A 16043-nucleotide genomic window follows, 5' to 3' on the forward strand; every position below is an offset into this window, starting at 1 on the left:
CGGCCAATTTGGAGAAAACGGCCCAGAAATGGCGCAACCTTTGCAGTATCCTTGTGGTAAGCATAGCCTTTGCTTACGTTTATACGTTTTTAGCGCATGCCCTTTTTTAACTCGTACTTCGGAAGCTTCTCAGATTGGTTCAACACCCGGCGCAGGCGCTGGATAGCGCGCCACGGGCAGAAGCTACGCCTCAGCTACTGGCGGTCGTTGAATTCCAAAGGGTGGCTGCGGGTCATGGGCAAGCTCCTGGCTGGCGGACTGATGCTGCTGTTTGTGTTCTACCTGTCGGTGTACTTCGGGCTGTTTGGCTGGCTGCCCACCAAGCGGCAACTCAAAGCCGTGCAGAACAACATGCCGTCTGAGGTCTACACCGCCGACAGCGTGCTCATTGGCCGCTACTTCATCCAGGACCGCACCAACGTGGCCTATGACCAGATTGCCGAGCCCGCCATCAAAGCCCTCATTGCCACCGAGGATGTCCGGTTTTACGAACACGACGGCGTGGATTACCGCAGCCTGGCCCGCGTGTTCATCAAAAGCCTCTTGTTGCAGGAAGAAAGCTCCGGCGGAGGCAGCACCCTGAGCCAGCAGCTGGCCAAAAACCTGTTCCCGCGCAAGAGCCTGGGTTTCCTGTCCATGCCCGTGAACAAGCTGCGCGAAGCCATTCTGGCCCGGCGTTTTGAGGCCATTTATTCCAAAGAAGAGATATTGGGGCTGTACCTGAACACCGTGCCCATGGGCGGGAACGTGTACGGCATAGAATCGGCGGCCCGCCGCTTTTTCAACACCTCCGCTGATTCCCTCAAGACCGAGGAAGCCGCCGTGCTCATCGGGTTGCTCAAAGGCACTACCTCCTACCATCCCAAGCTGTATCCTGAGCGTTCCAAGCAGCGCCGCAACGTGGTACTGGCCCAGATGGCGAAATATGGCTACCTTACTCCCGCCCAGAAAGACTCGCTGCAAAAGCTTCCGCTGGAGCTCCGATACAACCCGTACTCGCATCACAGCGGCCTGGCGCCTTACTTCCGGGAGCACCTGCGCGAGGAACTGGGCCAGTGGGCGGCGCAGCAGAAAGACGCCGACGGCGAGCCCTACAACCTCTACACCGACGGTCTGAAGATTTACACCACCCTAGACAGCAAAATGCAGCGTCACGCCGAGCTGGCCTTGAAGCAGCGCATGAAAGCCTTGCAGATTGATTTTGACAAGCACTGGGGAAACAAAGCGCCCTGGACCGGCCAACCCGATGTCCTGCAAGCCGCCAAGCTGCGGTCACTGCGCTACAAACGCCACAAAGCCGCCGGCCTTTCTGACGAGGAAATTGACGAGATTTTCAAAACGCCCCGCAAAATGCAGGTGTTCCGGTGGCGGGGCGAAACTACCCGCACCATCAGCCCGCTGGATTCGCTGCGGCATTATTTGCGCTACCTGAACGCCGGTTTTATTGCCATGGAACCTAAAAGCGGCTTCGTGCGGGCCTGGGTGGGCGGCATCAACCACAACTACTTTCAATATGACCACGTGCGGTCGCGCCGGCAGGTGGGCTCCACGTTCAAGCCCATTGTGTACGCCACGGCCCTGGAAAAAGGAATCGCCCCTTGCTCCTACTTCTCCAATGACCGGCGCACCTTCCCCGAGTACGAAAACTGGTCGCCCCGCAACGCCGATGACCAGTACGGCGGCTCCTACTCCATGCTGGGCGCGCTTTCGCAGTCTATTAACACGGTATCAGTGAACGTGGCGCTGCAGGCGGGTCTTCCCAACGTGGTGCAAACGGCGCATAGCCTGGGCATCACCGGCGAGCTTCCCTCCACGCCTTCCCTGGCCCTGGGCACCGCCGATGCCAGCCTTTTGGAGATGGTGGCGGCCTACGCGGCTTTGGCCAACGGCGGGTACCAGATCAAACCCCGCTACCTACTGCGCATCACCGACCGGCAAGGCACCGTCCTGCTAGACCAAGCCAACCCGAACGGCCAGGGCCAGCATGTGCTCTCCAGCCAGACAACGGCTCTGCTGCGCCCCATGCTGGAAAACGTGGTGCAGGAAGGCACCGGCCGGCGGCTCCGGAGCGAGTATCGCCTGAAAATGGGGATCGCGGGCAAAACAGGTACCACCCAATCACACGCCGACGGTTGGTTCATCGGGTTCACGCCTGAGTTGGTGGCCGGAGCCTGGGTAGGCGGCGAAGACCGCCGCATCCGTTTCCGGGACCTGGAAAAAGGCGGTGGAGCCAATACCGCGCTTCCCATCTGGGGCAACTTCTTCCAACGCCTGAGCTCCGACCGTACCTACCGCCGATACGGGTACAGCCAATTCGCCCCGCTGCCCGCACATTTACGGAGCTACCTCAACTGCCCGCCCTATCAACCGCCCTTCGTGGAAGAAACTGTGGTGGAGGAAGACCGAGGCATCGATGAGTTCTTCAAAAGAAGCGGCCGCAAACTCAAAGACCTGTTCAAACGGAAAGGCAAGAAGGAAAAAGACCGCGAAAAAGACTGGCAGAAAGACCTGGAGGAAAAGCTGGAAAAACGCGGCAACGGAAAAGGCCGCGGCCGCTGGGGAAGAGAAGATTGATTTGGAGATAAGGAGATTTGAAGATTTGCAGATGTGGAGATGGGAAGATGAAGGATTGGTTCCCGTCTTTATGTAGGGGCAATCCCTTGTGGTTGCCCTTTGCTGATGAAGGATTGTATCTGCCTGTAAAGTAATCCCAACCTAGCGGGCACGATAAGAGCAACCACAAGGGATTGCCCCTACAAGCAACACCAAAAAAAAGTTAAACAAAAAGGCCTCACCTGTCTTGCAACGGGTGAGGCCTTTTCTATTCTTGTTTTCAGCCTGATTTCTTAAAAACAGGCCAAAAACATCGTCTTACGCTTTGTTCTTCTCTACCGTGATTCTGGCCCGGTGGCAGATTCCGCCTAAAGGTGGGTTGAACTTGGAGACGCTGACTTTCACCTGCTGCACGAAGGGGAATTGCTGATAAACGCCTTCTAAGATGCGGTGGGCCACATGCTCCAGAAGACGGGCAGGAATGCTCATCTCGTGTTTTACCAAGTTATACAGCGTCTCGTAGTTTACCGTCTGCTCTAGGTTGTCTGAGGCGCCGGCAGCATGCAGGTCGGTTTGGAGGTAGAGGTCTACCCCGTACTTGTTCCCTATTTTCTGCTCCTCGTCATAATACCCGTGGTAGGCAAAGAACTCCATGCCTTCCAGCGCAATCTGCCCCATAGATGCCAGAACTAGATTTCGTCAAAGAAAGAACCGCCGCTCACCGCAACCGCTGGGGCTGGTTTGGCTTGGGTGGTCATGGGTGGCTGCACCTCTGGGGTGGTAGGCACCGGTTGCTCCCGCTCGGGCGCTGGCTCCTCCACTGGAGTTGGGCTAGGCGCTGGCGGAATATCTGGTTTGGGCTCTTCCCTTCTGGGAGGATCAATGGACGGCGTAGGGATGTGCGGCGGCACAATCTCGGGGGTCCGGGGCTGCACGTCCGGGGCCGGGTTTGGCGTATGGACCGGCTGAATAGTGCCGGGCGTAGAAGGAATAGACTCGCGGCTTCCGCCGCCGCCTATTTCATAGCCGCCTGCCTGGGGCTGGTCTGTGAAGGCCGAAGCCGGGATCTCTGCGCTGGTGGTAGCCGGAGCTACCGGGGCTATGGGCATTGAAGTGAATGCGTTCATGGTCGTATCTTTTTCGTCATCGGGCCGCTGTGCTTTAATTTGAGCGGCTCTTTGTAAGATACTGGCAAGTGAGGCTTTTGGTTTTGCTCTGGTTTTCTCCACCTTGTCCAAGGCGTCTGAGGCCAGGTTCTGAAGATCGCGCACCATGTTCTCCAGGTAATCTTCCAGGCGTAGGTAATCCTGCTCCAGGTTCTTCACCTCAGCATGCATTTCTGCCACGGTTTTGTCGGCTTGCATGTAGGCGCTTTCCAGTACGCTGCGGGCTTTCTGGCGGGCGGCTTCCAGCACCTGATCGGCTTTGAGCTGGGCTTCGCGCACCTGCAGGTCAGCGGCTTTAGTGGCCTGGTCTACAATGCTGGTGCTGGTGTCTTCGGCGGTCTTGAGGGTTTTGTAAAGCGATGATTCCACCTCGCGCAGTTTCTGGACTTCACGGCCGGCCACTTCCAACTTCAGGCGCAGGTCTTTGTTCTCATCCTGCAACTTTTCCCACTGCTGGGAAAGGTTCAGCAGAAATGCGTGCACCTCCTCTTTGTCCAAGCCCCTAAACGCTTTCTCAAACGTTTTCTGTCTGATTTCTAACGGTGTAATCTTCATATTTCCTTCAAGGTTAACGCCCAAACCGCAATGCTGCGGTCATCACTACACGAAACTAACTGATTCCAATGAGCCGACCAAAACAATTTGTTGACAGAGGTGCCGTGGCCGGCGTGCCGGGCTTTGTCTATCACTTTCAATAATTTGAACGTCTGGGCATCCCATACCTTCACGCTTTTGTCCATGCTGCAGGTGGCAAAAAGCCGCCCGTTGGGGCTGAACGCGATGTGGTTCAGGGTGAACAGGTGCGCAATGACGCTGGCATGTTCCTGATACTGGTTTACTGCCTCCCATACGCGCAAATGGGCATCACGGCTGCCGCTGAGCAGGTAATCACCCGCAGGCGTGTACGCCAACGTGAACACCGAGCCGGTATGGCCTTCTAACGTTTGCTTTACGTCCAGCGTCTCCAAATCCAGCATTAAAATTCGGTGGTCGCTCAAGCCCAGCGCCAGTTCCGGTTTCTGCGGATGCAGCGCGATGGTCCGGATACTCTTCTCGGAGAACCGCTTCACTTTCTGCACAGCCAGTTTCTCCAGATCTACCGCCACCAACGAGCCGTCGCCTAAGGCTAGGAATGCCTGTTGCGTGCTCCAGGAATACTGAATGTCAAAGATGGCGGCCGGGGGTAACGGAATGGTTTTTACGATACCCTTGGCCCGGAGGTCCAGTACTTCCAGGCTGTTGTGGTTGTGCCCGATCAGGAGCCATTCTTTCTCCGGCACGTATTTGAGCGCGTACACGCTGGAACTGACGCGGGCCACCAGTTCGCCGTGCTCGGGGTTGGTTAAATCCCACTGCACCACCATGCCATCGGCCCCGGCCGAAAAGAATTTCTGGGGCTCGGGCGCGCGTTCCAGCGTATAGACGCAGTCGCGGTGACCGGTAAGGGTGGTGATTTTCTGAACCTGAAACGGACTAGCCATGGCAAAGGGTAAGGGAACGGAAGCTATTTTTGCCTAAATTTACCAAAAACAGCCCAAAAACCGCTTCCGCCTTTTCGCGCCTATGCCGCTTCACCAGCTCCAGCAACTTTCTTCCACCTCGCTCCTGGGACTTTGGCTGGTAACAGAAACCACTGATCAGTTGCGGGAAGAACTGTTGGCGCGACGCCCTGACCATGAACTGCCGGTTTTCAAAGCCGAGTCACGTACCCGCGAGTGGCTGGCGGCGCGTCTGTTGGCCTACCTGCTGCTGGAAAAGCTCTCGGCCCCGGATATGTACCTGCACACGCAAGAAACGGGCGGACCAGTTTGCTCTGATGCCGCCTGGCACGTCTCCCTGACGCACTCGGGCGAATGGGTGGGGGCCATGGTATCGGGCACGCACCAAGTTGGCATAGATCTTGAACTAAAGGGAGAAAAGGCCCCTCGCCTGGCCCCGCGGTTCCTGAACGAGGCAGAAACAGCGGCCTCGGCGAGTGACTCTGACAAAATACACGTATACTGGAGCGCCAAGGAGACCCTTTACAAAGTGTACCGCCACAAGAAACTCCACTTCAAGGAGAATCTGTTGCTGGAAGATTTTGATCGGCAGGCGGCCGGTGCTTTCACGGGGCGGGTAGTCACGGATACGTTGGAGCAGCGCTTTACCGTTCAGTATGAAATACACCCGGCGTTTGTGCTGACGTATGTACTGGCCCCGCGCTGAACAAGTAGTTGGCTGAATTAGCCTTTCAATAGGGTTTCCCCTGCCGGAGAAACGTTCTCCGGTACACACCCTTCACCTTTTGGACCTAACGAATATGAGATCATTCTTTACTTTTTTAATCGCCTTTTTCTTCACCACCGGTGCCTTCGCCCAGAGCGGATACCGCCTGGGTGCCAAAGTGGACAATTTCACGCTGAAAGATGCCCAGCACCAAGCCGTGGAGTTGTCTAGTTTCAAAGACACCCCGCTGGTGGTGGTGGTCTTCACCAGCGTCAGCTGCCCGTATTCCAAACTTTACGAAAACCGCCTGCAAAGCCTTTCTAAGGCGTACAGCGGCAAAGGCGCTAAGTTCGTGTACGTGAACACGAACATCGGGCTGGAAGAAGGCAGCCAAACCGACAAAGCCCAGCCAGACCGTCCCAGCACCCAGAATTTCCCTTATCTGATTGATGAAGGGCAGCAACTGAGCAAGCAGTTTGGCGCCACCAAAGCGCCGGAGGTATTTGTGCTCCAGAACTCCAATGACGGGTTCTACCTGCGCTACAAAGGCGCCATTGATGACAATCCGCAAGCGGAGAACTATGTGAAAGAGCGGTATTTGGCTGGGGCGCTGGACGCGCTGTTGGCTGGGCGTTCCGTCGCCAACTCAGAACGCCGGGCTACGGGATGTTTGATTAAGCGGTTTTAAGGAGAGCTGTTTTGAGGCTGCTTTTGGGAAAATAGGCTCAAAACGGTTTTTGAGAGAATCTTAATTGCTGGAGAGCCTGCTGCGTATGTGACAGGCTCTTTTTGATGTTCTATGGTGCGGAGTTACTTCCGTGCCTTGCCTTCTTCTTGGTGAATTGTTACCCTACCCGTCTTTGACTATTGCTCCTCAGCGGAGATTCCCCCTTTGAAGGGGGCGAAGGGGGATGTTTACACCTGCTGATTCATTTTCTTCCTACTCCTCTCTCCGTTGTTGGTGTTCTCACCAACAACGGAGACTGCGGTTCAACGACTTCATGGCAATTACGAGTACTTCTTTTAGGAGCAGGGCTGTTTAGGGTGGAATGATGGTTGCTTGTGCTGAATCTGCGAAGCGCAGCGGAGGCTTTCGCCTCATGCACGCCTCAAATTTCTGGATTTTGTAGGGCGAAACTGAAAAGTTAAACCAATGCAAGCAGACCCAGCAAGTCACAGAAGGAAACGCCCTACGTCTGGAAATGGTGGTGTGGTGAATTTGCTTACCTGACCTTTTTAGGGCTGTTTTCTGAAAACTAGGCCAAAACTATCCTCCTAAACTCCGCGGCTGTACCTTTGCCCAGAACTTATTTACACATCTTCAAATTCCCACATCTCCTAATTTACAAAATGGATTTCCTGGACCCAGACCTGAATGCCTACGCCGAGGCGCACACTTCCCCTGAGACCCCGCTCTTGCACCAGCTGAACCGTGAGACGCACCTGAAGGTGATGAAACCGCGCATGCTCTCGGGGCATTTGCAGGGGCGCACGCTGGCCATGTTCTCGCAGATGCTGCGCCCGCGCCGCATCCTGGAGATTGGCACGTACACGGGCTACTCGGCGCTTTGCCTGGCCGAGGGCTTGACCGAAGACGGCGTGCTGCACACCATTGACGTGAACGATGAGCTGGAAGACATGGTGCGCGGCTACATTGGGGCGGCGGGCCTGGAGCAGAAGATTCAGCTGCACATCGGGCAGGCGGCCGAGGTGATTCCTACCCTGCAGGAGCAATGGGATTTGGTGTTCATTGACGCGGATAAGAAAAGCAACGGCCTTTACTATGATCTGGTGCTGGACAGCGTGCGGCCCGGCGGCTTCATCCTCACGGACAATGTGCTCTGGAGCGGCAAGGTGGTGGAGAAATTCAGGCCCAAGCTGGACAAGGACACCGAGCTGGTGCTGGACTTCAACCGCAAGGTGCACGAAGACCCTCGGGTGGAAAACCTGCTGCTGCCCATGAGGGACGGGATTTTGGTGGCTCGGAAAAAGTAATCCACAATCTGTGGACAACCCCGTGGAAAAGCGGGTGGATAAATTTTTACCTACCCCCTTCTTCCTTTACGCCCTCAAAATCACCTACTTTGTAGTACATCTATGCTGACAACTTATTACCCTGTAGCCACTTAGGCGGCGGTAATTCCAGTGTTACAAGAACATAGATTTTCTGCTATTCTTTTACTTATCCCCACGATAATCAGATGAAAAAATCATTATCGCTCCTGTTACTCAGCCTCTTATGCCTGGTGGCGCAAGCGCAAAGCCCGGTAGTTCCCAACAATATCTACTTCGCGGACATCCACCTGCAGATTCAGGAAAGTGCCCGCACCGAGATACAGAAAGTAGTGGACGCGCTCACCAAGCATCCGGGGTACTTCCAGAAGAAAGTGGAGCTCGCCGATGCCTATTTCCCGTTCGTGGAGCAGACGCTCAAGCAAGAAGGCGTTCCCGCCGATTTCAAATACCTGGTTCTGCAGGAAAGCGGTCTGGTATCGGATGCCGTTTCCACCTCCAACGCGGTAGGTTTCTGGCAGTTCAAGGAAGCGTCGGCCACTGAGTTGGGCGTGCGGGTGAACTCACAGGTAGACGAGCGCAAGCACATCATTGAGTCTAGCCGCGGCGCCGCCAAATACATGCTGCGCAGCAACGCGTACTACAAAAACTGGTTCAACACCCTGCTTTCGTATTACCAGGGCCTGAACGGCACCAAAGCCTTGACCAAAACATCAGACATCGGGGCGAAGAAAATGGAGGTAACCAACCAGACCAACAAATACCTGCTCACGTTCTTGGCGCACAAAGTGGCCTATGAAAACGCCATCGGGAAGAACCCCAACCCCACCATTACGCTACAGCCGGTAAAAGCCGTTCCGGGCCAAACCCTCACTGAAATCGCCATGGCGGCCCAAGCCGATGCCGCGGAGGTGGAGCGTTACAACAAATGGCTCATGGCCTCCACGGTGCCTTCTGACAAAGAGTACACGGTGATGATTCCCTATGTTTCTGGTGCTTCCCGGCCGGTGCTCGCCAGCGCTGGTCCGGTTAGAAAATCCGGCGCTACCACTCCTACCAGAGCCATTGCTAACCGGTCTCAGACCAATGCCAGCGGCCTGAAAGGCTTTATTCAGACCATCAAGGCCAAGTTGAACAACACCTACGTTCCGGCCTCTATCGTGGCCCAGCCCGGTGACAATAAAGACATGCTGGCTCTGCAAGGCAACATCTCCACGAGCAAATTCTTGCGCGTGAACGACATGAAAATTGGCGACGAGGTGGTGCCCGGCAAAACGTATTACCTGCAAGGCAAACGCGCCAAAGCCAAAGACACCGAGTTCCACGTAGCACAGCGCGGCGAGACCATGCAGGACATCTCTCAGAAGTATGCGATGAAGCTGAATAAACTGTATTCCAAGAACCGGATGCAGAAAAGTGAGACCCTGGAACCGGGCCGAGTGATGTGGTTACAGGAAACCAGACCTACCAGCATTCCGGTGGAAATCAGACCTTTGGAAGACGAAGCTCCGGCCGCTACGGAGGTTCTGGCCCAGGCCCCCGCCACGCAACCTGCGGCGGCTACCCCGGTAGCCTCAACTCCTAAACCTACCACGCAGCCTACTCCTAAACCAGGCGCCATCAGTGTGGAAGTGGAAGATACCAGTGTACCTCCGTACGTGAAGAAAACGCCTCAGGAAGAGGCAGCCTCTGCCCCGGCCACTTATCCTACTAAGAACCCAGCCGCGGTTGCTACAAACAAACCCGCTCCGGCTCTGGAACGCAAGGCTCCCGAAGAAGCGGTCATCTCAGACGTGAAAGTGGCCGCTCCCCAGCCTATTGCAATTCCGGCCTCCGGTACGCATGTGGTGGAGAAAGGCGAGACATTTTATTCTATCTCCCGGAAATACGGCATCCCGGTGGGCAATTTGCTGGCTTGGAACCAGATGGACGGCAGCGTTCCGTTGGCGCTAGGCAAAGAATTGGTGTTAACCGGCTCCGCCACTACCAGCACCGCTAGCTCCACTCCGGCAACTGCTCCCGCTGCAACATCTGCTCCGGTTACCGCTGCCGCGCCCGTAAAAGCAACCCCGGCCGCAGCCCCTGCCGCTACTTCCGCCACTGAGCACACGGTAGCCCCAAGCGAGACCTTGTATGCCATTTCCCGCAAATACGGCATATCGGTGCAGGACCTGCAGACGTGGAATAACCTGGGTACCGGCGCCATCTCCATCGGCCAGAAACTGGTGGTTTCCGCCCCGGCCGCTGCCACCACCGTTTCTACGGAGGCTGCTCCTGATTCCTCGTCCGCTACCCCGGCCACTGATGCCATCACCCACAAAGTAGCCCCCGGCGAATCCATGTATGGCATCTCCCGCAAATATGGCGTTACCATTCAGCAGCTTCAGGAATGGAACAACAAAACCGATTACAACGTGAGCGTGGGAGAAAGCCTGGTGATTAAACCCAAACAATAAAAACCTACTACAACAACCAACAGCCCCAAAACAGCAGGAGCCGGCCTACAAGCTGGCTCCTGCTGTTTTGGGGCTGTTTTTCTGTAAACGTGCCAGAAACAGATTCAGCCATAAGTTAGATAATGCAAACGATGGGGTGGCGTTTTGGAGACGCTATTCAGGTTGTTGGAGAGAACACCAACAACGGCAAAACGGTATAGGAATGAACTGGGGTAGTCTCAGAGACAGGGTAACCAAGGCTGATGCTATAGATTGCGTTTTGGAAAAGCTGTTCTGGTTGTTGGTGAGAACATCAACAACGGCAAATTGGCAAGAGCATGAACAGCGGCAAAGCAAATGCAGCATTGGGATGACTTCACCAGAGCGGCGAAGAAACGCGACTAGCAGAAGAACCCAAAACCAGTCTTTCGGGTGAGCGCCTTTGTTTTAGATCCGGTGCCGCGCATGCGGCAGGCCTGCTGGCCAGGACTAAAACAACAGCGCTCACCCGGAAGACGAGGCCTCGCGGCCGTGAGCGCTCGGAGCCCAGCTATGAAACAATAAAAGTTAATGCACCCACGCCAACAGCGGCACTTCGCCAGCAAAACCCCAGACGAAATGCCCGAATCCGTTTTACGCCTGTTTTCTAAAAACGAGCTCAAAACTACATCTTACCTCCTTCCGGCGGAGACGTAAGCGTGGAAGCGGTTTGCAGCCCGGTGGCAATCTCGGGCAGAATGCCCAGACGCTCATAGATAGGCCGCACCAGTTGCCGCGACTTGGGGAGGCTCAGCACAAACGGAACAATGCTCAACAGGCAGATGATGCCGCAGCCCAGCAGCGTATACGCCACGCCAATCCGCTCGGCGAGCCAACCGGCCAGTAGGCTCCCGATGGGCGCCATGCCCATGAACGCCATCGAATAGAAGCTCATCACCCGGCCGCGTTTGTCATCATCTACAATGGTCTGGAGGAGGGTGTTGCTGGAAGCCATGCGCAGAATCATGCCCAGCCCTACCACAAAGATCCCTACCAAAGACAGCAGCATGGTTTGGGAAAGAGCAAAGACAATCAGCCCCACCCCAAACAGAATGGACGCCACCACAATGACCCGGGCGAGCCCCAGCACCGATTTGCGAGAGGCCAGGTACAAGGCCCCGAGCAGCGCACCCACGCCCGAAGCGCCCATCAACAGACCCAGCGTACTGGCATCGCCGCCCAGCACATCGCGCGCGATGGCCGGTAAAAGCACCGTGAACGGCATCCCGAAGAGGCTGAGAGTGGCAATGAGCACCAAAATGTCGCGGATGGGCGCAAACCCGAAGGCGTACTGGAATCCCTCTTTCAGCGATTTCAGGACTTGGGTGTCCTGGGCTTTGCGCTCCAGCACGGGCAACCGCATCATGAGCAGGGAGGCCAGTACGGCCAGGTAACTGATGGCGTTGATCAGGAAACAGACACCTTCGCCCAGGGTGGCAATGATCCCGCCCGCCACCGAGGGGCCCACCAACCGCGCCATGTTGAACATGGAGGAGTTCAGGGCGATGGCGTTGCTCATGTCTTCGCGTTTCTCTACCAGGTGTACCACCAAGGACTGTCGCGCACTCATGTCAAAGGCGTTCACAATGCCGGCAAACACGCCCAGGGCCAGAATGTAGGGAATGGTCACGGTATCGGTGAGCACCAGGGCGGCCAGCGTACTGGCTTCGATCAGAAACAGGAACTGCGTCACCAGCAGCACGCGGTGCCGGTCAAAGCGGTCAGAAAGGACTCCGGCGAAAGGCCCCAGCAGAAACGAGGGAATCTGGTTGGCGAAACTCACCATGCCCAGCAGAAAAACAGAATCGGTGAGGCGGTACACAAGCCAGCTCATAGCCACTTGCTGCATCCAGGTGCCAATGAGGGAGATGCCCTGCCCCATGAAAAACAAACGGTAATTGCGGTAGTGAAGCGCCCGGAACATGCCGCCCAGGCGAGAAGGTTTGGTGGTGCCAGAAGTCTCTTCCATGTCTCGTCAACCTTTTGAGGCCGACCCTGTGTACGAGTCTACCCCGCCTTGTTGTTCAGGTGAAACGGTTGGTTTCCTGCAATTGTCCCGTTCCGTTTGCGGCTTGTTTTCCTGAAAACAGCCCTAAAACGTGCTTCTGACCCAGGTAATTTCCAAGACAGTTTTCTTTAGGCAAGAGGCAATCCCCTCAACTTCTCAACGCAATCACTGCCTTTCCATAAGAAGGAAGATCATCACCCCCGCAGGCGTTTTCTTTCTTTGAGTTCCCTCCGCCAAGTGTTCAACTGGCAGGGGCCGAAGTATCCCGTGAGGCGAGCGCCTCAAAAACCATCTTCAGAAACCGAGTCTTTCTTACTTCTTTCCTGAAACGCTGAACGAAACAGTCCAGCTCCTCATCGGGCAGAATTTCCGGGGCCTGCTTTAGGCGGAGGCAAACTGTTTTCCCCAGAATCGTATTATACAGATCGTAATATATAAAAATCACTATGAAAGGTACCTCCATTTTCCGGCTCAACGCCAGGCTCCTCTTCCTTGTTCTGGCAGTGGTCTTGCTGTACTTCGGCCGGCTGTTCCTGATTCCGGTGGGGTTTGCCCTGCTTTTGTCTCTGCTGATGTTGCCGCTGGGCAGAAAACTGGAGCAGTGGGGCGTAAGCCGGATCTGGGCCACGCTGCTGTGCATCCTGCTCATTGTGCTTCTGATTGCCGGGGTGCTGCTGCTGCTCATCGCGCAGGCGGTGAACATCTCAGAAGACTGGCCCCAGATGCAGCCTAAGTTAGAGCAGTTGATTTCCAGCGTGCAGGAATGGATCAGGCAACAGTTTGGGGTTGCGCCGCAGGAGCAGATCAGGATGGTGCAGGAACAGATCAAGAAGTTCTCTGAGTCCGCGAACAAATTGGGCACATCGCTGCTGAAAGGTTCTCTGGGGCTGCTGAGTTCTTTCGTGCTGGTGCTGCTGTACATGTTTTTCCTGCTCTGGAAACGGGAGAAATACCAGGAGTTCTTTCTGCGGCTCTTCAAAGAAGAGCGGCACGCCAAGGTGAACCAGGTGCTGGACCAGATCAAGAAAGTGGCCGGGCAGTACTTAGCGGGCCGCCTGATCTCCATTGCCTTCATTGCCGCGTTCTACGCCATCGGGTTTTCCATCATCGGGCTAGAAAACGCCCTTCTGGTTGCGCCCATTGCCGCGATTCCTATTTTAGTGCCGTACGTGGGCGCATTTGTGGGCAGCGCTTTCCCGTTGGTGTTTGCGTTGGCCAGCGGATCAACTGATCTGGTGCTCCCCACCATGCTGGTGATTGTGGGCGCGCAGATCATCGACAACAATTTCATTGAACCCCTGGCCATGGGCGCGAAACTCAACCTGAGCCCCATCTTCACCATAGTGGCGGTGGTTTCGGGGGAACTGGTGTGGGGAGTGGCGGGCATGATCTTGTTTGAGCCGCTGTTTGCCGTCATCAAAATCCTCTGCGACCAGGTGCCCGCACTTCATCCCTACGGCTACCTGCTGGGGAACGAAGTAAAAGAACCCGGCTGGCTCATGAAACTGAAGAAAGTCTTCCAGAAATCGTAACTCCCCGCCGCTTGTGCTTGCTCGATTTCTATTACAAACGTCTCTTTCTCAACCGATTCAGGAACTGGTCGTTTTAGGTCTCTTTTTCAGAAAACAGGCCTAAAGAGGGGTTACCTGGCCAGACCTTCCTCGGTTAAAATACAACCACCTGCAGAATTTCCAGTAAAAGAAGAAAGCACAAAAGAAACGAGATGGAAATCCTGAAATTCAAAACCAACCTGAGCGGCCAGGAGGAGGTAGCCAAAGTTGCCCCCCTTCTGGACAAAATTGAGACCATCAGTGAGTGGCAGGTTGACACCCAATCCTCGGAAAATGTTCTGAGCATCTCCGGGAAAAACCTGGACCCTCAGCGCGTGGAAAATGCTTTGGCGGAGGCCGGGTTCACCGCCGAAATTCTGCGGGTGCTGGGCATAGACGGAGAAGGTCTGTAACGGCCAGTAGGCGCGCACCAAAACGCATTTACCCGGAGGTAGCTTTCCTGCGCCGCCTGGTATTTCGTGAATCTTAACGGTATCGGCTCCGTAAGAAAAATCCATAAACAAATTAGTATCAAAACTTTAATTAAACCACAGGTATGGCAATCACTTTGAAACCGCTTAAAGAGCAGGTAATTGTAATAACTGGCGCTTCCAGCGGAATTGGCTTGGCCACGGCCTTGGCGGCCGCTAAAAAAGGAGCTACCGTTATACTGGCATCCCGCAACCGCGAGGCCCTGATTGATATTGAACAGCAGATCAGAAACGAGGGCGGACGCGCCTTCCATTGCGTGGCCGATGTGGGCCGCAAAGAAGAAGTGCAGTGGATTGCCGATGTGGCTATCCGGGAATGCGGCGGCTTTGACACCTGGGTGAACGATGCCGGGGTCTCTATTTACGGCCGCATCGCTGAGGTGAGCGACGAAGACAACCGCCGGTTGTTTGACACCAACTTCTGGGGAATCGTGTACGGCTCGCAGATTGCCGCTGAGCACCTGCGGCATAAAGGCGGTGCCATCATCAACCTGGGCAGCGAGGTATCTGACGTTTCTATTCCGCTGCAAGGCATGTACGCCGCCAGCAAGCACGCCGTGAAAGGCTTCACTGATGCCCTCCGGATTGAGCTGATGGAAGAGAAAGCGCCTATCTCGGTGACCTTGATCAAACCCGCCGGTATTGACACGCCTTACCCAGAACACGCCAAAAACTACACTGACAAGGCCCTTACCCTGCCGGCCCCGGTGTATACGCCGGAGGAAGTGGCCGCCGCTATCCTGCACGCCGCCGAACATCCGCACCGTGACATTATGGTAGGGGGCGGAGGCAAGGCCATGAGCGCCCTGAACAAGCGTTTCCCGGGAGCCATGGACTGGATCAGTTCCAAGATTATGACCAAAGAGCAACTGGAAGATGAGCCACCGCTCAACCGGGCCGGTTCGCTGCACCGTCCTTCCACCGCCGGAAACGTGCGCGGCAACCACAAAGGCTATGTGATGAAAACCAGCCTGTACACCCGCGCCATCATGCACCCCGTAGCCACCAGTGCGCTGGTAGTAGCCGCTGGTGCCGCCGTATATGCCTTGATGAACAAAGACGCGCTCAAGAACCTCAACCTGCCCAAAAACGGCCGATTCTCCAAAAAGAACACCCAACCGGAGGATGAAGTGGTGATTGTACGCACTACCATCATTGAAGACGGCAGCTACCCCGCCAGCAACAGCCCGCTGGACAACGACATCTATCCCGGCCTGGACCGAGATCTGGGAAATGACAGATTTTAGAAGTTTCAGGAAAGCACTTTAGAAAGAGAGAAGCTTTTCGCTTAAGGGTATTGCCGGGTTGCACGTACGTGTCCGGCGATACCCTTTTTCTTTGCCGCCTCCCCTTCCAAGCAATTTACTGCACGCCTACATTTAGGGCCTGTTTTCGGTAAAACGATGCTAAAACAGATTCAAATGATGATCGGTCTTCGGGGCGCTCTTTTGCTTGCCTGAGCCGGTACAAACCAAAGACATCCACTCAGATGCAATTTTAGTACACCAAAGTACAAGAGCTGCGTATAGCAAGTGCGAAGTACAACCAGATGAGCGACTTCGTTCAACATTCGTCCCAACGTC

At 55.4% G+C, this 16043-nt stretch carries 12 protein-coding genes; 8 read left to right on the top strand and 4 right to left on the bottom strand.

Annotated elements, in window-relative coordinates; all coding sequences use genetic code 11:
• The first annotated feature begins 96 nt into the window (after window positions 1-96).
• Window positions 97-2574: a penicillin-binding protein 1A gene (locus tag H7U12_RS09640; RefSeq protein WP_186636659.1), complete on the top strand. Its 2478-nt coding sequence runs from the start codon at window positions 97-99 to the stop codon at window positions 2572-2574.
• Window positions 2575-2871: 297 nt separating this feature from the next.
• Here the strand turns inward: H7U12_RS09640 and folB are convergent, their stop codons facing one another.
• From folB to H7U12_RS09655, 3 genes are read right to left on the bottom strand one after another with little or no spacing between them, the layout of a single operon-like run.
• Window positions 2872-3231 (bottom strand): dihydroneopterin aldolase, encoded by a 360-nt coding sequence (gene folB / locus H7U12_RS09645; protein ID WP_186636661.1) that lies wholly within the window; start codon window positions 3229-3231, stop codon window positions 2872-2874.
• 11 nt (window positions 3232-3242) lie between these two features.
• On the bottom strand, window positions 3243-4274 hold the full coding sequence (locus H7U12_RS09650; protein ID WP_186636668.1) for a DivIVA domain-containing protein: 1032 nt from the start codon (window positions 4272-4274) through the stop codon (window positions 3243-3245).
• On the bottom strand, window positions 4271-5200 hold the full coding sequence (locus tag H7U12_RS09655; RefSeq protein ID WP_186636670.1) for a WD40 repeat domain-containing protein: 930 nt from the start codon (window positions 5198-5200) through the stop codon (window positions 4271-4273). The genes H7U12_RS09650 and H7U12_RS09655 overlap by 4 nt, the downstream gene beginning before the upstream one ends.
• Before the next feature lie 82 nt (window positions 5201-5282).
• Between H7U12_RS09655 and H7U12_RS09660 the strand changes: the two genes are divergently transcribed.
• From H7U12_RS09660 to H7U12_RS09675, 4 genes are all read left to right on the top strand, one after another.
• The gene (locus tag H7U12_RS09660; protein WP_186636674.1) at window positions 5283-5924 is read left to right on the top strand and encodes a 4'-phosphopantetheinyl transferase family protein; all 642 of its coding nucleotides are present in this window, start codon (window positions 5283-5285) and stop codon (window positions 5922-5924) included.
• A gap of 94 nt (window positions 5925-6018) precedes the next feature.
• Window positions 6019-6612, top strand: a complete 594-nt coding sequence (locus H7U12_RS09665) for a redoxin domain-containing protein (RefSeq protein WP_186636676.1) — start codon at window positions 6019-6021, stop codon at window positions 6610-6612.
• Window positions 6613-7274: 662 nt separating this feature from the next.
• On the top strand, window positions 7275-7919 hold the full coding sequence (locus H7U12_RS09670) for an O-methyltransferase (RefSeq protein WP_186636678.1): 645 nt from the start codon (window positions 7275-7277) through the stop codon (window positions 7917-7919).
• A gap of 206 nt (window positions 7920-8125) precedes the next feature.
• Window positions 8126-10393 (top strand): LysM peptidoglycan-binding domain-containing protein, encoded by a 2268-nt coding sequence (locus H7U12_RS09675; protein WP_186636686.1) that lies wholly within the window; start codon window positions 8126-8128, stop codon window positions 10391-10393.
• 643 nt (window positions 10394-11036) lie between these two features.
• Here the strand turns inward: H7U12_RS09675 and H7U12_RS09680 are convergent.
• A complete protein-coding gene (locus H7U12_RS09680; protein ID WP_206683905.1) occupies window positions 11037-12380 on the bottom strand; it encodes an MFS transporter in 1344 nt (447 codons plus the stop codon).
• A gap of 485 nt (window positions 12381-12865) precedes the next feature.
• Between H7U12_RS09680 and H7U12_RS09685 the strand changes: the two genes are divergently transcribed.
• The 3 genes from H7U12_RS09685 to H7U12_RS09695 all read left to right on the top strand — a co-directional run bounded on the left by H7U12_RS09685 (window position 12866) and on the right by H7U12_RS09695 (window position 15707).
• Window positions 12866-13951, top strand: a complete 1086-nt coding sequence (locus tag H7U12_RS09685) for an AI-2E family transporter (protein ID WP_186636688.1) — start codon at window positions 12866-12868, stop codon at window positions 13949-13951.
• Window positions 13952-14142: 191 nt separating this feature from the next.
• Window positions 14143-14382 (top strand): copper chaperone, encoded by a 240-nt coding sequence (locus tag H7U12_RS09690; protein WP_186636691.1) that lies wholly within the window; start codon window positions 14143-14145, stop codon window positions 14380-14382.
• 143 nt (window positions 14383-14525) lie between these two features.
• Complete coding sequence (locus H7U12_RS09695) at window positions 14526-15707, top strand: SDR family oxidoreductase (protein WP_186636694.1); 1182 nt, start codon at window positions 14526-14528, stop codon at window positions 15705-15707.
• The last annotated feature ends 336 nt before the right edge of the window (window positions 15708-16043 follow it).

Source organism: Rufibacter sediminis (assembly GCF_014269285.1).
Lineage (GTDB): Bacteria > Bacteroidota > Bacteroidia > Cytophagales > Hymenobacteraceae > Nibribacter > Nibribacter sediminis.